Here is a 20,496-nt window from a genome sequence, read left to right as displayed (position 1 = left end):
GCCCGGCCATAGACAGCAGAACCGGACCGTAAGCCAATGCCAACTGAAATTCCCGAGATCCTGTCCCGACTGATCGGTTTCCGCACGCTATCCCTGCAATCGAATCTGGCGCTTCTCGACTATGTGGAAAGCCTGTTCGCGCCGGCAGGCATCACGGTCCGGCGGTTTGCCCATCCCGATGGCACCCGGGCCAATCTGTGGGCGACGATCGGGCCGGAGATTGACGGCGGCATCATCCTCTCCGGACACAGCGACGTGGTACCGGTGTCAGGTCAGGATTGGAGCTCCGATCCCTTTATCCTCCGACAGGAAGGTGGACGCTGGTATGGTCGCGGTACCGTCGACATGAAAGGCTTCGTCGCCGTCGCGATCCATACACTGCTGAAGGCAGCGCACCGCGACCTGAAGCGCCCGTTGCACCTCGCGCTGTCCTACGATGAGGAAGTTGGATGCCTCGGCGTAAGGAGCATGATCGAAAGTCTTGCTGAGGAGCCGCTGCGACCCGCCTTCTGCCTGATCGGAGAGCCGACGGGAATGCGCATTGCGACGGGCCACAAGGGAAAGACGGCGCTCAGGGCCTGTTGTCAGGGCCAGACAGGGCATTCTGCCTTGGCACCGCAAGCCCTCAATGCCCTTCATCTCGGTGCAGCCTTCCTGCAGCGTTTGCAGGAGCGCCAGACAGAACTCGCCACAAGCGGTGCGCAGGATCCCGCCTACGCGGTACCCTATTCGACGATCCATGCCGGCATCATGCGTGGCGGTGAGGCCCTCAACATCGTGCCCGGCGCCTGCGAGATCGACTTCGAGATCCGCCATGTCGCTGCGGACGATCCCGATGCAATCCTGCAGAAGCTGTTTGTTGATGCCGAAGCCATCGTCGCCCCCCATCGAGATCGCTTTGCAGGCGCGGCGATCAGGATCGAGACGCTGTCAGGCTATCCGGGGCTCGATACGCCGCCCGACAGCCCCATCGTGACGCTCCTGGCAGCGCTTCTTGATACCGATCTGCCGACAATCAAGGTGGCCTTCGGCACGGAGGGTGGCCTTTTCGCCGAAGGACTCGATATCCCCGTGCTGATCTGCGGCCCTGGCGAGATGGCGCAAGGGCACAAGCCCGACGAATATGTCGAAATGGATCAGATGGAGAAATGCGCGCGCCTCCTCGACCGCATGGTTGATGTTCTGGAGGACGGCCTGCCTCCCAGTTCCATCCCGTTGTGAGTTCACTCTGGCGGTCTTTGGTTGCTATATTCGGGTCGGTAGCCGCCAATTGCGGTGCGGCGCGATCTCAACTGCGCAACACCGGGCCTGAGCCCAATTATCCTCCGGCAATTCATCCCGGAAACGCAAAAACCCCGTCGCTATGCGACGGGGTTTTTGCGATCGATTTGGTTGCGGGGGCCTGATAGCACAGAGACTTATAAAGTCTCCGCTCTTGAGCGCAGCCAACATTCGACCCCGATGCTCGCAATCTGCAGCCTTGCTTATCGGTGACACGTAATCAGAGACTTTCTCATGATAGAGCCGATCGATACAGCCTGTGCGTCCAGGTCAGCCGGACCACTTGTGAACCGCGAGTGCAATCGCCTTGGTGCAATCGACGAGGTCGCGAACCGACACCCTCTCGTTCGGCTGATGCGCCTGTGCCGGATCGCCGGGGCCGAAGTTGACCGTCGGGGTGTTGCCAAGTCCGGTCGGCAGGCCGATGTCGCTATGGGCTCCGAAGCCTGAAAGCGCAGGCGACAGATTGGCTGTCTCGACCGCCTGCTGGAAGATCGAGACGAACGGGCTGTCGGCCGGGATTTCCGCGCAATCCGCATCGAGGATCCATTCGACACGCGCCGGATGCTCCCGCAGATACGGATCCGCCTGGCAGACGTTTCGAACGTGTTCCTCGATCTCGCGCTTCACATGGCCGCCGAGGCCGAACTCGTCCTTCTCGCTCGGCAGATATTGTGCGTCGATGATGATCTCGGCACGGCCGGCCATGGAGGACGGATGTTCGCCGGCGTTCATCTGGGTGACGATGATCTGGTTCGGCAGGTCCATCAGCGGGTGGTTCTTCTTCGGATCGAACATCCAGCGGCGGTTGAGGATATCGATGCCGTCCAGCATCTGGCGGCAGAGCTGCACGGCATCGACCGGGCCGCTCGTATACCAGGCATTCGGTGTGAGTTCGGCATGGCCGCCGATACCGTCGATGACGATCCTGCCCCAGAGAATGCCGTGGCAGAGCGGGGCGATGCGGTTTGCGGTCGGCTCCGTCATGATGCCGGCATCAGCCTTGAAGCCGCGATCGACCATGGCAAGCGAGCCCATGCCGCCGATCTCCTCATCCACCACGGTGGTGAACACGACATCGCCCTTCAGTTCGATCCCCATCTCCTTCAGGATCTCGACCGCCATCAGCATGCAGGCGACGCCGCCCTTCATGTCGACGGTGCCACGGCCATGCAGGAAGCCATCCTTCAGGACCGGGACGAAGGGATCGGTGGTCCAGTGTTCTGCTGCTCCCGGCGGCACCACGTCGATATGGCCGGTCAGCATGATCGAGCGGCCATCGCCGGTCCCTTTCAGCGTCCCGCCGAGGTTCGGGCGGCCTTCGAATGTGCGGCCCTTGTTGGCGCCGGGGCGGCCTTCATACTTGGCGTAGAGCGCCGGGCCGTCCGGGTCCCACAGGTCGGTGGTGAAGCCGAGTGCTTCCAGCCGCTTCTGCAGGTAGAGCTGGCAGTCGCGCTCGCCGGGCCCTGCTTCCTTCGGGTTCGACTTGACGATCGACGGGAAGGCGACGAGGTCGCTCAGCGTCTGGACGATGCGCGCTTCTGCGGCTTCGACGCGGTCGGCGATCTGTTCTTCGATGGATGGCATGCTTAACTCCAGCGTTTTGAAAGACGTTCGATGAGCAGGACGGCGATCAGCAGCCCGCCGACGATGCCGACCTGCCAGACGGTGTTGACGTTGAGCTGCAGAAGCCCGGTCTTCAGGGTGACGAGGAGGATCACGGCCGCGATCACGCCGCCGACGCCACCGACACCACCGGTGATGGCAACACCGCCGAGCATCACCGCCGTCAGCGATTCAAGTTCCAGGTTCTGTCCGATATTCGGCCTGGCGCTTCCGAGCCAGGCAAGCGACACAAGCCCCGCCAGCCCAGCGAACAGGCCGCTCAGGCCATAGACAAGCAGCCGGGCGCCATCGACGGGAATGCCGACGAGACGTGCCGAGCGTTCGTTGAAACCCATGGCAAACAGCCAGCGGCCCCAGGCGCTGTAGAGAAGCAGCACGGCGGCGATGATGAAGACCGGCAGGACCACAGTCACGAAGGGCATCGGCAGCGACAGGATCATTCCCCGCCCCCAGGGAAGCAGCCAGGTCGGCACGCCCGACTGTGCCGCGCCACCGGTCAGAGCCAGCGCCAGCCCGGAATAGACGAAGAGCGTGCCGAGCGTCGCGATCAGCGGCAGGATCTTCAGCCGCGTGACGAGGATGCCGTTCAGCAAGCCGAGCAGGAGGCCCGCTAGGATACAGCCAACCGGCAGAAGCGCCGGCGGCAGACCGGCCTTGACCGCGAGCATGGCGAGCACGACGGACAGCGAAACGATGCCACCGACCGAGAGATCGATGCCGGCGCCGCCCGCCAGAATGACGAGGCATTGGCCGAGCGACACGAGCGCCAGAATGGTCGAGAATTGCAGAATGGTCGTCAGCGTCGAGGCGCTGAACATCGTCGGCTTCAGGGCCGCGAAAAGCAGAATGACGGCAAGCCACAGGACGGCGAGAAGCAGAAGGATGCGGCTGGAGCCGGCCGGTTTCAAAGGGCTCTTCATCGCTGCATCCACTTCGTCTTCATCTCGCCCATGCGCGAGACCGGAAGTTCGAGCGCGAGCACGCCAATCAGCAGCGCTCCCGTCACCACCGGCTGCCAGAGCGATGGCACGCCCATCAAAAGCAGGCCGTTCTGCAGGATGCGCAGCAGGATGACGCCGAGCGCGGTGCCCAGCAGGCTGCAGCGCCCGCCCATGATGCTGGTACCGCCCAGAACGACAGCGGCGATCGCATCGAGCGCCAGCGTGCTGCCGATCGCCATTTCGACATTTCGGTAATTTGCGACGTAGAAGCTCGCTGCAAGGCCGGTCAGTGCGCCGCTGATAACGAAGGTCGCGATCCTGACCTTGGTCACGGGAACGCCTGAGAGCCGCGCCTTCTCCTCGGCGTTGCCGATCGAAAGCAGATGCGGGCCATAGGGCGTACGGCGAAGCGCCAGCCACACCGCGAGATAGGCGAGCCCGATGACGAAGACGGAAAGGGGTATGCCGAACAAGGCGCTCGACAGCAGCGCCGTCAGGTCGGCGGGCAGCCCGGAAAGCCACTGCCCCCCGAGAAGGGCGAATATGCCCATGCGGTAGACCCCGAGCAGGCCGAGCGTGCCGACGATCGCCGGCACGCGGCCAAGGACGACGACCAGCGCCGTCACGAGGCCGAGGCCGGCACCGGTGACCGGGCCGACGAGCAAGGCGAGCGCCGGAGATACCGACGCCAGCAGGGCGTGGGCGACAGCGATTGCGGCAAGCCCCATGAGGATGCCGATCGACACGTCGATGCTGCCCATGGCAAGCAGCAGGGTCATGCCGAGCCCCGCCAGCATCAGCTCGGTGCTGTTGCGGACGATGGTCGCGGCATTGCCTGCCGTCGCGAAATAGGGTGACGCGACAGAAAAGACGATCGAGGCGAGAATGACGGCGCCAAGCAGCGCCCATTCACGTCCGCCGATGGCGAGAAGACGTGGACTTGACTGTCGCATCACAGACTTTATCCGGCCTTAGAAGTCGAACTTGTCGACGTTTTCAGCAGTGAAGACGGCCGGCGGGCCGAGCAGCAGGATGCCGCTGTCGGCGTCGTAGGTGACCGGCGAGGCAAAGCCCGGCACGCTGTTTTCGGCCTCGAATGCTTTGCCGTCGATCAGTTGCTTGCCGGCCCATACCGTCAGGTAGCCGAGCTGCGCCGGATCCCAGAGCACCGAGAAGCCGAACGAGCCGCTCTTTAGGTAGGCGCGGGCGGTGTTCGGGCTGCAATAGCCGGTGCCGACAACCGTGCCTGTCTTGCCGGCCGTCTCGATCGCCTGGGCGACGCCTGGGCATGTCGAGGATGCGACCGCGATGATGCCCTTGATATCAGGGTTAGCGGTCATCAGGTCGCCGGCGATCTGCGCCGCACGCTGGGCGGTGCCACCGGCATATTGCGGCTCGAGCAGCGTCAGCTTCGGATACTTCTCCTTCGCGTGGCTCTGCATGAAGCCGATCCAGGCATTGAGGTTGGAGGCCGTCGCCTCGCCCGAAACGATGCCGATCTTGGCGTCTTCACCGACGCGCTTGACCAGTTCGTCGATGATCGTCGTGCCGAGGCCCTCGTCGGTCGCCTGCGCGACGTAGACGGCGCGACCGCTGTCGGGAGCGTCGCTGTCGCTAGTGAACAGCTTGGCGCCCTTGGCCTTGGCGGCCTCGACGACGGGAGCTATGGCAGACGCGTCGAGCACGCTGACCGAGACGGCGCTGACGCCTTGGTCGATCAGGTTCTGGACGATCTGGAGCTGGTCGACGGGGTTGGTATCGACCGGGCCGGAATAGATGAATTCGACGCCGAGTTCTTCAGCGGCACGCTTGCCACCGGCCTCCATGGCGTTGAAATAGGGAATGCCGATCAGCTGCGGCACGAAGGCGACCTTCGGCTTGTCCTGGGCGAAGGCAGTGGAGCTGAGGGCGAGTGTCAATGCTGATAAGACAAAGGCATTCTTGACTGTATTGAGCATGGGAACCTCTCTGGAACGGTTGGACGCGCTTTATTGATTGTTTTGTTCAAGCGCCCGCACGTCGGGATGAGCGCCTGTGATGAGGGAGACGATCTCTTCGGGATTGGTCTCTTCCTTTCGCCGCTCGGCGACCTTGCGGCCGCGGCGGAAGACGACCATGCGGTCAGCGACCTCGAAGACATCGGCAATGTTGTGGCTGATTAGCACGACCGCGCAGCCACGTTCTGCAAGCTTGCGGGTGAGTTGGAGCACCTTTCGGGTTTCGGCGACGGCCAGGGCCGCCGTCGGCTCGTCCATGATGACAAGCTTTGCATTGAGATTGAGCGCCCGGCAGATCGCAACCGCCTGACGCTGGCCGCCAGAAAGGCTGCCGACCGGCGCTTCCGGATCGGAAATATGGGCGTCCAGCTCATGCAGAAGGCCATCCACCCTGTCGCGCATCGCCTTGCGCCGCAAAAACGGAATCCCAAGCACCGAGCGCTTCAGCTCCCGTCCGAGAAAGACGTTCTCAGAGATCGACAGGTTCTCTGACAACGCGAGTTCCTGGAAGATTGTCGCAATACCGGAGCTTGCAGCATCCTTCGGCGAGGAGAACTGCACCGACTGCCCCTCGACCAGAAGTTCACCTTCGCTCTGGGGATGAGCACCGGCAAGGATCTTGATGAAGGTGGACTTGCCGGCGCCGTTGTCGCCGAGAAGTGCCAGAACCTCGCCGCCATTGATCTCGATATCGACGCCCTTGAGTGCTGTAAGGGCGCCGAAGCGTTTCGTAATGCCGGTTGCGCGCAGGAATGGAACGGTCATCGTGCTATCCTTTGCGGCCGCTCAGTTGGCCTTAGCTGCCCAGCGAAGAATGTTCTTCCAGATTGTCGCGTAGCCGGGCCAGGCAATGAATTCGTTCGGTACCCAGTGCGGCCCGATGTCGGATGTCCAGGCGACGGTGCGGCCCTTGCCGTAGCTGCCGGTGACGAGGAGCGGATGGCCGCCTTCCTCTTCCGGAAGCTTGGCAAGCACCTCGACGTCTTCGCCTTCCTTGGCGACGACCTCGTTGGCTCCAAGAAGCAGCGGCCACTCCCCGTCGATGCCTACGAGAATGGGGTGGGACTTCGCACCCGTGACGACCGCCTTGAAGCCGTCCGGAACCTCCAGCCGGTCGTCATAAGGCAGGCACGTGACGGGGAGAGCCTCTTCCACCGGTGTGCGGCGCCAGCGCGCCTTGCCGTCTATGCCCTGGAAGGAGAAATAGCCGCCGGCCATGACGAGGCCACCACCGGCCTTGATCCACTCGCGGATGATTTTCAGGCGGTTGGGAACCGGCTTGCCATGCAGCCATACGGCCGGCGGCAGGAGCAGTGAATTCGCGCCGATATCGGAGAGCAGGATGACCTGATATTCGGACAGGCCCTCGAGCGTGAAGGGAAACTTTTCGACGCAGTCATGCGCCGTCATGTAGGTGATGTCGAACTCGTCGCCCTGAAGTGCTGCGACCAGCGGTTCGGCGCCGAGATGGAAGGTTACGCTGCCGAACTGGTCGAACCCCTTGTAATGGGTTGCCGAGCTGACCCAGCTCTCTCCTACCAGCAAAACCTTCGTCACCATGTCAGTCTCCTTGTCCTTGGATTCCATATGTCTTGAGATCAGCCCGCCTTCGCCTCCACGGCGCAGAGCAGGGTTTCGAGTTCCTGTGCTGTCGCGGTGCGGCCCTGCGCCCCTTCGGCGGTCGTGGTCAGGCTTGCGCCCACGGCCGCGTGGCGCGCCGCCTCCAGGAGGGAGCGCCCATGCAGCCAGAGGCTCAGGAAAATTCCGGCGAATGCATCGCCTGCACCCGTTGCGTCGACCCGGCTGACCGGAAGCGCCGGCACCTCGATCGGCGGACCGCCGCCGTTGCGAAAGACGACGGCGCCGAATTCGCCAAGCGTCAGCACCACGTCGCCGCGCGGCCGGACCCGCGCGATCGTGCGGGCGGCTTCCTCGATCATCGAGGCAAGCGGCGTGCGAATGGAATAGATCTCGCGCAGCGTGTCGTCGTTGATGAAGGTGAGGTCGACCTGGCCGATCAACCGCTCGAAGGCTTCCGGATTGCGCGAGCCTTCCGGCAATCCTGCCGTATGCAGGCTCACATTCCAGCCGGCCTGATGGAAGCGCGCGATCGACGGCATCATCCGCTCGTAGTGGAAGCCCTCGATATGCAGGCAGGAGCGCACCGGACCGGGGGCAATATCCATGTTCGCGGTAAGGTCGATCTCGCTGAGTTCGAAGGTCTCGTGGATGATCGTACGGCCGCCATTGGCCTCGATGATCACCATTGCCCGCGGCAACCGGTTCTTGCCCGGCCGGCGGATCGGCAGCACGTTGATGCCATGGGCGAGCAATTCCGCCATGGCCCATTCGCTGTCGGCATCATCGCCGACAGCCGTGGCGAGATCGATCTGCAAACCAAAGGGATCGCCGACCGCGGCAGCCGCGACGGCAAGGTTCGCCGCCGGACCGCCAAGCGCCTTGTCGATATGGCTCGCCGCCACCCGGTCGTCGCGATGGGGCAGGACCTGCACGCGGCAGAGATAATCCACACAGATGTGGCCGACCACCAGAAGCCGCGGATTGCCCTCAGCAGCCTTGACCCTGCGGGCCGACATCATCGGCAACGATCGCGCAAACACGCTTGGCCGATAGGCCAGCTTCTGGATTGCGACCTGGATCTTCTCAGCGGTCTCGGCTTTGACGGGCACTGTCCCATTGAGGAAATTTGACACGGTACCGACCGAAACACCGGCTGCACGCGCAACATCCGTGATGGTGGGACGGCCCTTTTTCATCAGTTCCCCGCCGATTGAAGCGCTTCAAAGCGTATGGGTGGGCCTTGCAGCCGTCAAAGAAACATTTTTCCAATTATCCGGGAAATTCACCTTGAGCACCAAGCGCCTCGCCCCATCCGTTAGAACGCATGGCTTCAAAATCCTGAAATTGAAAATATTTCAATCCATCCGCTCGGCACATTTCAACGGCGCGTTTCGCCCGCGAGAGACACCGTGGCACGCGCCAGCACCTGGCAGCCGGCGACCGCGTGTCGGGGCTCGACGAATTCCGCCTCGTTGTGGCTCAATCCGTCTCGGCAGGGAACGAAAATCATCGACGCCGGTGCGACACGATTGACGAACAGCGCGTCGTGAAATGCTCCAGACAGCATGCGCGTGCTCTTGAAGCCTGCGTTCGCAGCAGCCCGCTCGATCGTGTCCTGCAGTTCCGGCGGGAACGTGCAGGGAGGCATGTCGAAGGATCGCGCGATGGAGACCGAGCAGCGCTGCTGTCCGGCCTCTTTCTCGATGGCGGACGCAACCTGTTTCTCGAGTTCATCCAGCCTGTCCGGATCGGGGTGTCGGATGTCGACCGTGCAGCGGGCTTCCTCGGGAATGGCATTGACCGAGCCGGGCTCGACCGAGATGCGCCCGATCGTGAACCTTGCATCGGCATCGGCGGGCATGATGGCTTCATAGAGGTTGGCAAGTCCCGCAGTCAGCGCCCGCAACGGGTCTCTGCGATATGCCAACCCCGTGGTGCCGGCATGCGCCGTCTGCCCCCTCACCGTCACATCCAGCCACCGCGTACCCTGGATGCCGCCGACGACGCCGATCGGGATATCGTTCGCCTCAAGCGACGGGCCCTGTTCGATATGCACTTCGAGATAGGCATGGACGGGAAAGCCGAGCGGGACCATCTGTGCCCCCGGCAGACTTTCGATCGTCGCGGTCAGTTCGCCGGCGAACGGCGCCCCATCGGTCGCAAGCTTCCTATGCCATTCGCTCGGGATTTCCCCCGCAGAAAACGCCATGGACCCCATGCAGCCTGGCGCGAAACGGCAGCCTTCCTCGTTCGTCCATGCCACCACCACAACCGGACGCTCCGTCTCGATACCGGCATCCTCGAGGCTTTCCAGCACCTCGAACGCTGACAGCGTGCCAAGCGCACCGTCGAAACGGCCACCTGCCGGCTGGCTGTCGAGGTGGCTGCCGATCAAAAGCGGCGCGAGGCTGTCGTCCCGACCTTCGCGACGAATGAAGAGGTTCGCCATCGGGTCCTGCGAGACGGAGAAGCCCCTGGCCCGGGCGAGATCTGCGAGAAGCTGTCGAGCGCGGCGGTCGCCCTCCGCCAGGGCTTGGCGATTGACGCCCCCCTTCTGCGTGGCGCCGATGACAGCGAAGGCCTCGACCCTGCCATTGAGACGGTTGCCGTCGATCTCGATCATTCGCTTTTCCTCAGAGATAGGGAGCATCGTGGAAGGCGATCTCGAGTGCCTGCGCATGGCCGAAAATACCGCTGAGGCGCGAACGCTCCTCCAGGTCCATGCCCTCGCCGGCCGCGTCGAGTTCCGCCTTCAGCCACCTGGCCTGCGCCGCGAAATCCTCGTGCGCGTGAAGATCCACCCACTCCTTCAGGAGTGGATCGCTCATCGGATGCCGCGCGGTCTCCTTCGACCATGTCCAGTACATCCACTCGGCTGCGAACATGGCAGCGACCGTGTCGAGATAGCCGCCGTCACGAGAGATTGCGAACATGCCGTCGCAGAACGCCGCGACTTCGGGGATGGACGTATCGAAGGCAGCGGGATCGATACCGCGCTCGGCAAAGGTCTTCTCGAAATAGGCGATCTGCTGGTTGGCCAGTGCGTCGAGCACGCCGATCAGCCATCGCTTCTGCGCGATCGTCTCCGCCTTGGCGGCAGCAAACGCGAAGATCGAGATGGCGGTATCGACGAAGGCGCCTTCGAACACGAGGTAGCGTTCGAACACCGCCTTGGGCAGGCGATCCGCCTTGATATCCTCGACGAAGCGATGGCCGACCATCGCATCGAAGACAACCTTGTTCTCGCGCAGAATCTGCTCGGACAGCGTCTCGCTCATCTCACGCACCCAATGCCGGGCGAGCGGCTTCGACGAACGCTTTCACGCGGGCAGGCTCGACCGGGTTCCACCACACCCCGCCTTCCTTCAGCGAAGAGGCGACGATGACGCCGTTGGTGCGCTTCAGGATCTCGACGATATTGTCCTTGGTGACGCCGGACCCGACGAGAAGCGGCAGATGGGTGGCGGACGCAACCGTCTCGATCTCCTCCACCGTCGCGGAATTGCCGGTGCGCTGGCCGGTCGCGATCACCGCGTCGGCATCGAAGAAGGCGAGGTCGCGGGTCAGTTCCTCGATCGTCCGGTCGGCGGTGATCGCATGCGCGCCGTGCTTCACATGGCTATCGGCAAAGACCTTGATATGTTCGGCGCGCAGGAGCGAGCGGTAGCGCATGGCTTCAGCCGCACGGCCTTCCATGAAGCCTTCGTTGGCGACATAGGCATTGGCCCACTGATTGACGCGGATGAACTTGGCGCCGCCGGCCATGGCGATGGCAAAGGCCGGGATCGGCGCGTTTGCCAGGACGTTGATGCCGAGCGGGATGCCGGTCGCACGCGCGATCCGGTCGGTGATGACGGACATGAACGCGGATGTCTCGGGGCCGATATCATCAGGCTTGGAAAATGGGATGTCGCCGTGGTTTTCGATGATCAGCCCGTGCAGCCCGCCTTCTATCAAAGCCTCGGCGTCCCGCATGGCCGCGTCGTAGACGGTCTCAATCGGGGCCCCGCGATAGCGCGGCGCGCCGGGAAACGGCTGGCAATGGATCATGCCGATCAGCGCCTTGTCAGTGCCGAATATTTCCCTTATGGCGCTCGAATTGTTGTCCGATATCGTCTGCATTTTCATTTCCTTTCGAAGGCCAGACATGCCTGACCAAATGCCTGCCACTGTTCGTGCCTATGTCATCGGTAACGTCTGCGTCGACGAAACCATATCCGTATCGACCATGCCGGAAGCCGGAGCTTCGATCCTCGGTCGCGAAGAAACGCGCGACCTCGGCGGCAAGGGTGCGAACCAGGCCGTGGTCATGGCCCGAACGGGGCTCTCCACCGCCCTTGTCGCGGCCGTGGGCGAGGATTTCCGCGCCCAGACCATTCATGATCAGCTCGTGCCGGAACCTGTCGACGCGAAGCTGATCGCGCTTGCCGGCCATTCCAGCGACTTCTCCATCATCTTCACCACGCCCGACGGCGAGAACGCCGTCATCACCACCACCGATTCCGCCGGCTCGCTTTCGCCGGACGAAGCGATCGCCGCACTCGATACCGCCACCGCCGGTGACCTCATGGTCCTGCAGGGCAATCTCTCCGAAGCCACGACCTTTGCGCTTCTTGAAGAGGCGCGCCGCCGCGGCCTCGTCACCGCCTTCAACCCCTCGCCGCTCAGGCCGTATTTCGCCAGGTTCTGGCCGCTGATCGACATCGTCTTCCTCAACCGCGGCGAGGCTGAACGCCTGACCGGCTCTTCCGACATCGCCGCGACCGAAAAGCTGCTGCAGTCCGGCGTCCGCCATGTCGTCCTGACACTCGGCGGCGACGGCGCCCTGCTTGCGAGCCGCGGCGCGGAAATCGCCAGCATTCCGGCGGTCGCCACGACCGCGATCGACACCACAGGCGCCGGCGACACGTTCATGGCGGTCGCCCTTGCCTCGGCCGCCCTGCGCGGCGTCGAACTCGACACCCGCGCCATCGGGCATGCCGCCGCAGCATCCGCACTGACCGTCAGCCGCCGCGGCACCCGCTCGGCCTTCCCGACCGGCGCCGAGCTTGGCAAGATTTTGGCGGGCTGACCGGCCCCTTTTCCATCATCCCGGACTTGATCCGGGATCCAGCCACCGCGCGTCTGCGTGGTGGAAAGAGTTTCTTGCGATCAAGGACTTGATCGCGCTGGATGCCGGGTCAAGTCCGGCATGACGGAGGAGAGCTAACGGGCGCGTTATGGATCTCCAGCCCCGATCACCCCTTCTCGCTCAGCCACCCCAAGATGTTCTTCCACAGTCGGCCATAGCCCTCCCATTCGCAGAATGCGGGTGACAGCCAGTGCGGTCCGATGTCCGAAGTCCAGGCGGCACTGCGACCCTTGCCGAATGCGCCGGTCACGAGCAGCGGATGGCCGCCCTGATCTTCAGGCAGGCGGGCAACGACATCGACATCATCACGGTCGCGCACTTCCACTTCGTTGACACCTAGTAGCAGCGGCCATTCGCCGGTCATGCCGGCAGCCGTCGGATGCTCCGCCTTGGTGACGACGGCCGTTGCGCCTTCCGGGATCTCGACGCGATCGTCATAGGGAAGGCAGGTGACCGGCAGTACGTCCTCAACCGCCGTGCGGCGCCAGCGTGCCTTGCCGTCTATCCCCTGGAAGGAGAAATAGCCGCCGACCATCAGCAGGCCACCGCCCTTTTCCACCCATGCCTTGATCAGCTTGAGGCGGTTCGGCACGGTCTTCGAATGCAGCCAGACGGCGGGCGGCAGCAGCAGCGAGTTAGCCCCGATGTCGGAGAGGATGATCACGTCATAGGCGTCGAGCCCCTCCATCTCGAAGGGGAATTTTTCCACGGCCTCATGGGCGGGCATGTAGGTCAGATTGTACTCGCTGCCCTCTAGCGCCTTCACCAGCGGCTCGGCGCCGAGATGGAAGGTTACGCTGCCGAACTGGTCGAAGCCTTTGTAGTGGGTGGCGGAGCTGACCCAGCTCTCGCCGACGAGGAGGACTTTCTTGGTCATGGTCTTTCCATTCCTGTGGTCGTTCTGGTGATCAGGGACTGGCCTCGAACACCGATCTCGGATTGTCGCGCATGAGGATGTCGAGCTGCGCATCAGTGACGCCATGCCGCTTCAGGCGCGGCAGGAAATGCTTGAGGATGTAGGCGTATCCGTTGCCGCCATATCTTGTCAGCATCATCTTCAGGAACACGTCGTGGGACAGCAGGATGCGGTCGATATGGCCACGCTCGATCAGCTTGACGATCGCACGCGCCGCCTCTTCGTCGCTCGGGCACTGCACCTGCTGATCGGCATAGAAGAAGTCCATGCCGATCATGTCGTATTCCAGGAATGCGCCGCGGGATGCCAGCTCTTCCTGATAGGCGAGGTCATCATGCGACGGGTTCATGTGGCAAAGGACGGTATGACGGAGCCCTGCCCCCTCCTCGGCCGCGATGTCGAGCACCTTGTGGCCCAGCCGGAACCATCCCGGCAGATGCACCATCAGGGGCAACCCGGTCCGCGCCTGCGCCCGGGCCGCCGCCCTCAGCGACTTCTCTTCCTGATCGGTGAAGTCCGACGACACGCCGATCTCGCCGATCAGCCCGACCTTGATGTCCGTGCCGTCGACGCCGACTGTCGCCTCATGAACGATCTCGTCGGCGATCTCGTCGATCGACATTCCGGCGACCTTCGCCGGATGGGAGGAGCCGAGATAGTAGCCGGCGCCCATGATGATGTTGAGCCCGGAGCCCTGCGATATCCGCTTGAGCGCCCGTGGATCGCGGCCGATCCCCTGGCAGGTCGGCTCGACGACCGTGTGGCCGCCATGCCTGGCAAAGTCCTTGAGCTCGGTGATCGCCAGCGGTTCGTCGTCCAGCGTGATATTGTGCTTGTTGACGAAGGGGTCCTGATGCAACTCGCTCAGGATCTCGATGCAGACGAAGCTGTCGGCCAGATATTGCCGCTCCGGCGTCTTCGGCGCATGCCACCAGCAGCGGCAGTCGTTGAGGATGTGCTCGTGCATCAGGGTGACCCCGAGGTCGGAGACGGGGATCGCCCCCGCCACCGTCATCACCCTGCCGGAGTGCACATGGGCTTCCGATAATTCGCTCATCCCACCCTCACGTCTTCTTTCCGCCGAAGCGGAAGTTGGTGGTGAAGATCTTGGTGTTGAGCCAGATCGCCACGAGGATGATCGCGCCCGTCACGATCTGGGTGAAGAAGGGCGAGATATGCATCAGGATCAACCCGTTGCCGATGACCGCGATGGTCAGGGTACCGAGCACGGTGCCGAGAATGCTGCCACGCCCGCCCATCAAGGACGTGCCGCCGAGCACCACCGCCGCAATGACCTGCAGCTCGAAACCGACCGCCGCGTTGGACGAACCGGAACCGAGGCGCGCGGCGATGAGAAGTCCCGCCAGCGCACAGGCGATGCCGCAGACCATGTAGACGGAGGCAAGGATCCATTTCGCCGGCATGCCGACCCGGCGGGCAGCCTCGAGATTGGAGCCGACGGCAACGACCTGTCGGCCGTATTTCGTATAGGCGATGATGACATAGCCGATCGCTGCCACGAGTATCGCGATCAGTGCCGGCACCGGAATGCCGAGAAGTTCACCGCGTCCGAGCGCGAAGAAGCCGGGCGCGTCCTTGATCGGGATCGAATAGCCCTGTGTCAGCCAGAGTGCGAAACCACGCAGGATCGAAAGGCCCGCAAGCGTCACGATGAAGGCCGGGATACCCTGATAGGCGACGAACCATCCCTGCGCCATCCCGAGAAACGCGCCGAAGGCGATCATGCCGACGACGACAACCGGCCAAGGATAGCCCATTGCCATGATGATGGCTGCGACTGCATTGACCAGCGCCACCTGCGAGCCGACCGAAAGGTCTATGCCGCCGGTGATGATGACAAGCGTCATCGCGACGGCCACGACGAGGATCGGGGCGGCCTGGCGCAACACGTTGAGGATGTTGCCGAGCGTCAGAAACGTGTCCGTGGTGACGGAGAAGAACAAGAGGCAGGCGAGGAAGAATGCGGTGATCGACAGGACCTGCGCATGCTCGGAAAGGAAGTCTGCGACCGGCGATCCGGCCGCGCGTTCGGTATAGGCGCTCAATGTCTGCCTCCGACGATAAGCTGCACGAGGTCCTGCAGGTCGGTCTTGCCGATATCGCGCTCGGCAACCTTGGTGCCCTCGTACATGACGGCGATACGATCGCAGACGCGGAACAGATCCTGCAGGCGGTGGGTGATGAGGATCACCGAGACGCCCTTGGCCTTGACCCGGTTGATCAGGTTGAGCACGGCCTCCACCTCGGCGACAGCCAGCGCGGATGTCGGCTCGTCCATGATCAGGACCTTCGGATTGAACGAGGCCGCCCGGGCGATCGCAATCGCCTGTCGCTGGCCGCCGGACAGTTTCTCCACCTTGGCCCCGAGGCGCGGAATGCGGATTTCCAGCGCATCCAGCATGGCGCGGGCTTCCGTCATCATGCGCGGGCGATCGAGGAACGGCCCCTTGGTCAGTTCACGGCCGAGGAAGAGATTGCCCACCACATCGACATGGTCGCAGAGGCTCAGGTCCTGAAACACCATCTCGATGTTGCGGTCACGGGCATCGGCCGGCCCGCTGAAGCGGACCTCCTGCCCCTCGATCGAGATCGAGCCATCGTCGGGAATGTAGGTGCCGGAGATGATCTTGGTCAGAGTCGATTTGCCGGCCGCATTGTCGCCGACCAGACCGAGGCATTCTCCCGGATAGATATCGAGATCGACGCCGCGCAGCGCCTGATGCGAACCAAAAGTCTTGCGGATGCCCTTCAGAGAAATTCTGGGCTGGCGAATGGCGCTCTCGCCGGATTGCCGGGAGAGGATATCCCCTCCCCCGGCCCCTGCGACAGCGGTTGGGAGCTGTCGGTCAGAGATCATTTGAAGACGGCCCGGTATGGTTCGACATTCTCCTTGGTGACGATGGTGATCGGCACGGAAATCGTCTTCTCGACGCTTCCGCCATCCGAAAGCGTCTTCAGCGCATCGACGGCTGCCGCACCCATGGCCGCCGGATCCTGCTGGATCACTGCGGTCACGTAGCCGGCATCGATCCCGGCGATCGCCTGGGCGGTGAGATCCCAGCCGAAGATCTTCACGTCGGCCTGCTTGCCCTGGCTTTCGACGGCGGCGATCGCGCCCATCAGGGCCGGTTCGCCTGTCGCGTAGACCGCGGTCATGTCCGGATTGCCGGTGATCAGGTTCTCGGCAGCAGCCAGCGCGTTGTCCTGAATGTTCTGGCCATCGACGACGCCGGCGGTCTCGACGCCTTCCGCGCCCTTGACAGTCGTTTCGAAACCTTCCTGGCGAACGTTCTGGATGAAGGAGTTCAGCGCGCCGACGACGCCATACTTCACCTTGCCGTCCATGTCGCTCTTCACGTAGTCGAGGAAGAACTTGCCCATGTCGGCGCCAGCCTTGGCGTTGTCGACGCCGATCTGCGCCTTCTGCGGACCTTCCGGCAGGATCGCGTCGATGGCGACGACCGGAATGCCGGCGGCGGCGGCCTGCTGCACGGCCGGCATGATGCCGTTGACGTCGATGGCGACGACGGCGAGACCGTCGACCTTCTGCTGGATATAGGTCTCGATCGCGCTGTTCTGTGCAGCCGGATCGTTGTTGGCATTGAAGATGACCAGCTTGGCGCCGGCCGCATCGGCAGCCTTCTGTGCGCCCTCGTTCATCTGGTTGAAGAACAGCGCCTGCTGGTTGATCTGGACAAGGGCAAAGGTCTTCTCAGCGGCATTGGCCACTGAACCGAGCGAAATGCCGGCAAAGGCGGTTGCGGCCAGGGCTGCGGTCAACATCCTGCGTGTCAGAATAGTCATGTGTTCGTCCTCTGGTTTGGTTCATCGTCGTTGCTCATTATGATTTCGACGGCGGTGCAACGGAGTTCCGCACGACGATTTCGACTGGAAGCAATTCCTCCGAGCTCAGGCTCTCGGTCTCCTGCCAGTTTGTTTCGAGAAGCAGTGCGACCGCCCGCTCGCCAAGTGCCCGTATAGGCTGGCGTATGGCAGTCAGGGGCGGTGCAAAGAGGTGCAATGGGCCGACATCGTCGAAGCCGATGACCGACACTTCGTCGGGAATGGAGACGCCCTGGGCAAGCAGGACCTCGATCAACCCGATCGCGATTTCGTCAGAACTGGCGAAAATCGCCGTCGCGGGCATGCCTTCGTCGAGGAAACGGCGTGCGGCCTGTCGGCCAAATTCCACCGTAAAGCTGCCCTCGTAACGGATCACCCGGACCGGCTCTCCTCGCTCCTCAAGGGCGCGCTCAAGCCCCTGGGAACGACGGCGGGTACTAATCATCTCCTGCGGCCCACCGATATAGGCGACGCGCCGGTGCCCGTGATCGGCAAGATGCCGGCCGGCGAGATAACCGCCCTGCTCATTGTCCGAAAAGAGCTTTGGCACCATCGCGTTCGGTACATCCTCGTCGACGATGACGACCTTTCCCGCCTGGTTGATCAGAGCAGCCAGTTCGCCATCGTCGGGATGGTTGGTGACGAAAATCAGCCCGTCGACATGGTTGCGGGCAAGAGCCGTCACGTAGGAGATCTCACGCCCGGAGCGATTGAGCGTCGCGTGTAACGACAATGCGAGCCCGCGCTTGTCTGCCTCCTCTTCGACGGCTGCAACCAGCGTCGCGAAGAACGGATTTGCGATATCGGGCACCACGAGCCCGATCGTCTCCGAACGACCACGGCTCAGACGGCGGGCATGTGGGTTCGGCTGGTAGCGGAGATCCCGGATCGCATTGTCGATGCGCTGTTTGGTTTCGGGAGGCAGTTGGAGCGAACCGTTGAGCAGGCGCGAAACCGTCGTCACCGAAACGCCGGCGGCGTCAGCAACATCCTTCAGGCTTACGGCACGCTTTGCGGACATGATGTCTCCGTGACTCGACCCTGTCGTTCCCATCTAGGTAAAGCGATTTACTAAACCGCTTTACAATGTCAGTCATGCGCCGCCTGTCAAGCCACAAAAACAGGCATGCAATAAAAATAGGCGCAGCTTGGTTTTGCGATACTTCTCCGGCGGCCGCTGAAAGAATGCCCACCCCTGAACGTCCTGCAATGTCTCTGAGACCGCCGTAACAGGAGGCCGACGAACTGAAGCGTGTACGGCTTACGGACGAGCAGATTGCCAGCAGAATTCGCCATGAAAATGGCTAGGCCGTGTGGACGAATTTGATCAGGCATAGGCCGGTTGCGAAACTGACGATGGAACGAAAGTTTCGAGCGGTCTTTGGTTGCGGTGACCTGAATACACAGAGGCTTACAAAAAAGACCTGCATTTCGACAGATGTGCGCGGTACGTCGACCCTGGCACAAGGCCGAACTTGAATATCCGGGGCACTTTTGGATGCTTCCGGATGTCTAGCCGGATGGAAGAAATCGTTCCGCTACTGCCTCCTCAGCACCATCTCCGCTGCCTTTTCCGCGATCATGATCACCGGGGAGTTCGTATTGCCGGACACGATTGTCGGCATGATCGACGCATCGACGACGCGCAGCTTCTCAAGCCCGTGCACGCGCAGCTTTGCATCCACCACCGCCATCGGATCGCTGCCCATCCTGCAGGTGCCGACAGGATGGAAGATCGTGGTAGCGATGTCGCCGGCACGGCGGATCACCTCGTCATCGCTCTGATATTCCCGGCCGGGCAATACCTCCTGCGGACGGAAGCGCGCGATCGCCTTCGTTTCCATCAGGCTGCGGGCATGGCGGATGGACTTTGCCGCCAGCAGCCTGTCGCCCGGCGTCGAGAGATAGTTGGGGCGGATCTCCGGGGCCATAGAGACATCCCTCGTCGTGACGTGCACCGTGCCGCGGCTCTCCGGCCGGAGATTGCAAACCGAGACCGTGACAGCCGGATAGCGATGCAGAGGCTCGCCGAGCCTGTCTGTGCTGAGCGGCTGGACGTGATATTCGAGATCGGCGGTCGCGACGGCGGGATCGCTTCTGGCAAAGATGCCGAGTTGGCTCGGGGCCATGGAAAGCGGGCCGGAGCGGCTGATCGCGTATTGCAGCCCCATGCCGGCGCGGCTGAAAAGGTTGTGGTAGAGTTGGTTCAGCGTCCGCGCGCCCTCGATCCTGAAGACCGTGCGGATCTGCAGATGGTCCTGCAGGTTCTCGCCGACGCCCTGCAACTGGTGGTGAACAGGGATGCCAAGCGACGACAAGACATCCGGCCGCCCGACGCCCGAAAGCTCCAGGACCTTGGGCGAATTGATCGCGCCAGCCGACAGCACCACCTCGCGGGCAGCGCGAGCGATGCAGGTCCGCCCGTTCAGGTGAAAGCGCACGCCGGAGACGGCCTTGCCATCGAATTCCAGCCGCTCAGTCTCGGCGCCCGTCAGCACGCGCAGGTTCTGCCGTTTCATCGCCGGACGCAGGAAGGCCTTGGTCGTATTCCAGCGCAGACCACCCTTCTGATTGACCTCGAAATAGCCTGAGCCTTCGTTGTCGCCGCTGTTGAAATCGTCCGTCTTGCGGATACCGAGTTCCTCGGCCGCATCGCGGAAGGCATCGAGGATCGGCCAGGACAGCCGCTGCCGTTCGACGCGCCATTCGCCGCCGGCGCCGTGCATGGTTGAGTTGCCGCGATAATTGTCCTCCGATTTCAGGAAAAATGGGAGCACGTCCTCCCAGCCCCAGCCGGCATTGCCCGCCTGCCGCCAGCCTTCGTAATCCGCCGCCTGCCCGCGCATGTAGATCATGCCGTTGATCGAGGAGCAGCCGCCGAGCACCTTTCCGCGCGGATAGTTGAGCGCGCGGCCGTTGAGGCCGGGCTCGGCCGCGGTCTTCATCATCCAGTCGGTGCGCGGATTTCCCATGCAGTAGAGATAGCCGATCGGCACATGCACCCAATGATAGCGATCCGAGCCGCCGGCCTCGAGCAGCAGCACCCGGTTTTTCGGATCGGCCGAGAGCCGGTTTGCCAGCACGCAGCCGGCCGAACCCGCGCCGACGATGATGAAATCGTAGCGGCCTTCGTCCACCGGCGCCTCGTTCATGGGCATG

At 62.9% G+C, this 20,496-nt stretch carries 19 protein-coding genes; 2 read left to right on the top strand and 17 right to left on the bottom strand.

Annotated elements, in window-relative coordinates; genetic code table 11:
- Window positions 1-36: 36 nt before the first annotated feature.
- The gene (gene argE, locus LQK81_RS00180) at window positions 37-1,221 is read left to right on the top strand and encodes an acetylornithine deacetylase (RefSeq protein ID WP_230802659.1); all 1,185 of its coding nucleotides are present in this window, start codon (window positions 37-39) and stop codon (window positions 1,219-1,221) included.
- Window positions 1,222-1,551: 330 nt separating this feature from the next.
- Here argE and LQK81_RS00175 read toward each other — a convergent pair whose 3' ends face one another.
- The 10 genes from LQK81_RS00175 to LQK81_RS00130 all read right to left on the bottom strand — a co-directional run bounded on the left by LQK81_RS00175 (window position 1,552) and on the right by LQK81_RS00130 (window position 11,548).
- Window positions 1,552-2,868: a M20 family metallopeptidase gene (locus tag LQK81_RS00175; RefSeq protein WP_230802658.1), complete on the bottom strand. Its 1,317-nt coding sequence runs from the start codon at window positions 2,866-2,868 to the stop codon at window positions 1,552-1,554.
- A 2-nt stretch (window positions 2,869-2,870) separates the two neighbouring features.
- Window positions 2,871-3,827 carry an ABC transporter permease gene (locus LQK81_RS00170; RefSeq protein ID WP_230802657.1) on the bottom strand — a complete coding sequence of 319 codons (957 nt, stop codon included), beginning with the start codon at window positions 3,825-3,827 and terminating at the stop codon, window positions 2,871-2,873.
- Entirely contained in the window at window positions 3,824-4,801 is a 978-nt protein-coding gene (locus LQK81_RS00165) for an ABC transporter permease (RefSeq protein ID WP_230802656.1), read from the bottom strand. The genes LQK81_RS00170 and LQK81_RS00165 overlap by 4 nt, the downstream gene beginning before the upstream one ends.
- Window positions 4,802-4,819: 18 nt before the next feature.
- A complete protein-coding gene (locus LQK81_RS00160) occupies window positions 4,820-5,806 on the bottom strand; it encodes an autoinducer 2 ABC transporter substrate-binding protein (RefSeq protein WP_230802655.1) in 987 nt (328 codons plus the stop codon).
- A 30-nt stretch (window positions 5,807-5,836) separates the two neighbouring features.
- Window positions 5,837-6,610, bottom strand: a complete 774-nt coding sequence (locus LQK81_RS00155; RefSeq protein ID WP_230802654.1) for an ATP-binding cassette domain-containing protein — start codon at window positions 6,608-6,610, stop codon at window positions 5,837-5,839.
- Between the two features lie 21 nt (window positions 6,611-6,631).
- Window positions 6,632-7,405, bottom strand: coding sequence for a glutamine amidotransferase (locus LQK81_RS00150; protein WP_230802653.1), 774 nt, complete (start codon window positions 7,403-7,405; stop codon window positions 6,632-6,634).
- Between the two features lie 38 nt (window positions 7,406-7,443).
- Window positions 7,444-8,622, bottom strand: coding sequence for a carbohydrate kinase family protein (locus tag LQK81_RS00145; RefSeq protein ID WP_230802652.1), 1,179 nt, complete (start codon window positions 8,620-8,622; stop codon window positions 7,444-7,446).
- Window positions 8,623-8,804: 182 nt separating this feature from the next.
- Window positions 8,805-10,049, bottom strand: a complete 1,245-nt coding sequence (locus LQK81_RS00140; protein ID WP_230802651.1) for a Zn-dependent hydrolase — start codon at window positions 10,047-10,049, stop codon at window positions 8,805-8,807.
- A 10-nt stretch (window positions 10,050-10,059) separates the two neighbouring features.
- Window positions 10,060-10,704, bottom strand: coding sequence for a TenA family protein (locus LQK81_RS00135; protein WP_230802650.1), 645 nt, complete (start codon window positions 10,702-10,704; stop codon window positions 10,060-10,062).
- Window position 10,705: 1 nt separating this feature from the next.
- Complete coding sequence (locus LQK81_RS00130; RefSeq protein WP_230802649.1) at window positions 10,706-11,548, bottom strand: BtpA/SgcQ family protein; 843 nt, start codon at window positions 11,546-11,548, stop codon at window positions 10,706-10,708.
- A 37-nt stretch (window positions 11,549-11,585) separates the two neighbouring features.
- Here LQK81_RS00130 and LQK81_RS00125 point away from each other — a divergent pair, with 37 nt between their 5' ends.
- A complete protein-coding gene (locus tag LQK81_RS00125) occupies window positions 11,586-12,497 on the top strand; it encodes a ribokinase (protein WP_230804346.1) in 912 nt (303 codons plus the stop codon).
- A 166-nt stretch (window positions 12,498-12,663) separates the two neighbouring features.
- Here the strand turns inward: LQK81_RS00125 and LQK81_RS00120 are convergent, their stop codons facing one another.
- From LQK81_RS00120 to LQK81_RS00090, 7 genes are all read right to left on the bottom strand, one after another.
- The gene (locus LQK81_RS00120; protein WP_230802648.1) at window positions 12,664-13,434 is read right to left on the bottom strand and encodes a glutamine amidotransferase; all 771 of its coding nucleotides are present in this window, start codon (window positions 13,432-13,434) and stop codon (window positions 12,664-12,666) included.
- A gap of 31 nt (window positions 13,435-13,465) precedes the next feature.
- Window positions 13,466-14,530 (bottom strand): phosphotriesterase family protein, encoded by a 1,065-nt coding sequence (locus LQK81_RS00115; protein ID WP_230802647.1) that lies wholly within the window; start codon window positions 14,528-14,530, stop codon window positions 13,466-13,468.
- A 7-nt stretch (window positions 14,531-14,537) separates the two neighbouring features.
- The gene (locus LQK81_RS00110) at window positions 14,538-15,539 is read right to left on the bottom strand and encodes an ABC transporter permease (protein ID WP_230802646.1); all 1,002 of its coding nucleotides are present in this window, start codon (window positions 15,537-15,539) and stop codon (window positions 14,538-14,540) included.
- Window positions 15,536-16,351 (bottom strand): ATP-binding cassette domain-containing protein, encoded by an 816-nt coding sequence (locus LQK81_RS00105; RefSeq protein ID WP_230802645.1) that lies wholly within the window; start codon window positions 16,349-16,351, stop codon window positions 15,536-15,538. Before LQK81_RS00105 ends, LQK81_RS00110 begins: the two co-directional genes overlap by 4 nt.
- Window positions 16,348-17,298, bottom strand: a complete 951-nt coding sequence (locus tag LQK81_RS00100) for a substrate-binding domain-containing protein (protein ID WP_230802644.1) — start codon at window positions 17,296-17,298, stop codon at window positions 16,348-16,350. The genes LQK81_RS00105 and LQK81_RS00100 overlap by 4 nt, the downstream gene beginning before the upstream one ends.
- A 37-nt stretch (window positions 17,299-17,335) precedes the next feature.
- Window positions 17,336-18,358 carry a LacI family DNA-binding transcriptional regulator gene (locus LQK81_RS00095; protein WP_230802643.1) on the bottom strand — a complete coding sequence of 341 codons (1,023 nt, stop codon included), beginning with the start codon at window positions 18,356-18,358 and terminating at the stop codon, window positions 17,336-17,338.
- 517 nt (window positions 18,359-18,875) lie between these two features.
- Window positions 18,876-20,495 carry a GMC family oxidoreductase gene (locus LQK81_RS00090; protein WP_442967070.1) on the bottom strand — a complete coding sequence of 540 codons (1,620 nt, stop codon included), beginning with the start codon at window positions 20,493-20,495 and terminating at the stop codon, window positions 18,876-18,878.
- Window position 20,496 lies beyond the last annotated feature (1 nt).

It is taken from the genome of Rhizobium sp. GN54, from assembly GCF_021026345.1.
In the GTDB taxonomy this organism is placed as follows: Bacteria; Pseudomonadota; Alphaproteobacteria; order Rhizobiales; family Rhizobiaceae; genus Mycoplana.
Note: the sequence above shows the minus strand (reverse complement) of the source record. Positions and strands in the feature narration are given on the sequence as shown.

Bases quoted from the DNA above. Each gene is read 5' to 3' on its own strand.
- argE (WP_230802659.1), top strand. From the start codon at position 37: ATGCCAACTGAAATTCCCGAGATCCTGTCCCGACTGATCGGTTTCCGC.
- LQK81_RS00175 (WP_230802658.1), bottom strand. From the start codon at position 2,868: ATGCCATCCATCGAAGAACAGATCGCCGACCGCGTCGAAGCCGCAGAA.
- LQK81_RS00170 (WP_230802657.1), bottom strand. From the start codon at position 3,827: ATGAAGAGCCCTTTGAAACCGGCCGGCTCCAGCCGCATCCTTCTGCTT.
- LQK81_RS00165 (WP_230802656.1), bottom strand. From the start codon at position 4,801: ATGCGACAGTCAAGTCCACGTCTTCTCGCCATCGGCGGACGTGAATGG.
- LQK81_RS00160 (WP_230802655.1), bottom strand. From the start codon at position 5,806: ATGCTCAATACAGTCAAGAATGCCTTTGTCTTATCAGCATTGACACTC.
- LQK81_RS00155 (WP_230802654.1), bottom strand. From the start codon at position 6,610: ATGACCGTTCCATTCCTGCGCGCAACCGGCATTACGAAACGCTTCGGC.
- LQK81_RS00150 (WP_230802653.1), bottom strand. From the start codon at position 7,405: ATGGTGACGAAGGTTTTGCTGGTAGGAGAGAGCTGGGTCAGCTCGGCA.
- LQK81_RS00145 (WP_230802652.1), bottom strand. From the start codon at position 8,622: ATGAAAAAGGGCCGTCCCACCATCACGGATGTTGCGCGTGCAGCCGGT.
- LQK81_RS00140 (WP_230802651.1), bottom strand. From the start codon at position 10,049: ATGATCGAGATCGACGGCAACCGTCTCAATGGCAGGGTCGAGGCCTTC.
- LQK81_RS00135 (WP_230802650.1), bottom strand. From the start codon at position 10,704: ATGAGCGAGACGCTGTCCGAGCAGATTCTGCGCGAGAACAAGGTTGTC.
- LQK81_RS00130 (WP_230802649.1), bottom strand. From the start codon at position 11,548: ATGCAGACGATATCGGACAACAATTCGAGCGCCATAAGGGAAATATTC.
- LQK81_RS00125 (WP_230804346.1), top strand. From the start codon at position 11,586: ATGCCTGCCACTGTTCGTGCCTATGTCATCGGTAACGTCTGCGTCGAC.
- LQK81_RS00120 (WP_230802648.1), bottom strand. From the start codon at position 13,434: ATGACCAAGAAAGTCCTCCTCGTCGGCGAGAGCTGGGTCAGCTCCGCC.
- LQK81_RS00115 (WP_230802647.1), bottom strand. From the start codon at position 14,530: ATGAGCGAATTATCGGAAGCCCATGTGCACTCCGGCAGGGTGATGACG.
- LQK81_RS00105 (WP_230802645.1), bottom strand. From the start codon at position 16,351: ATGATCTCTGACCGACAGCTCCCAACCGCTGTCGCAGGGGCCGGGGGA.
- LQK81_RS00100 (WP_230802644.1), bottom strand. From the start codon at position 17,298: ATGACTATTCTGACACGCAGGATGTTGACCGCAGCCCTGGCCGCAACC.
- LQK81_RS00095 (WP_230802643.1), bottom strand. From the start codon at position 18,358: ATGTCCGCAAAGCGTGCCGTAAGCCTGAAGGATGTTGCTGACGCCGCC.
- LQK81_RS00090 (WP_442967070.1), bottom strand. From the start codon at position 20,495: ATGCCCATGAACGAGGCGCCGGTGGACGAAGGCCGCTACGATTTCATC.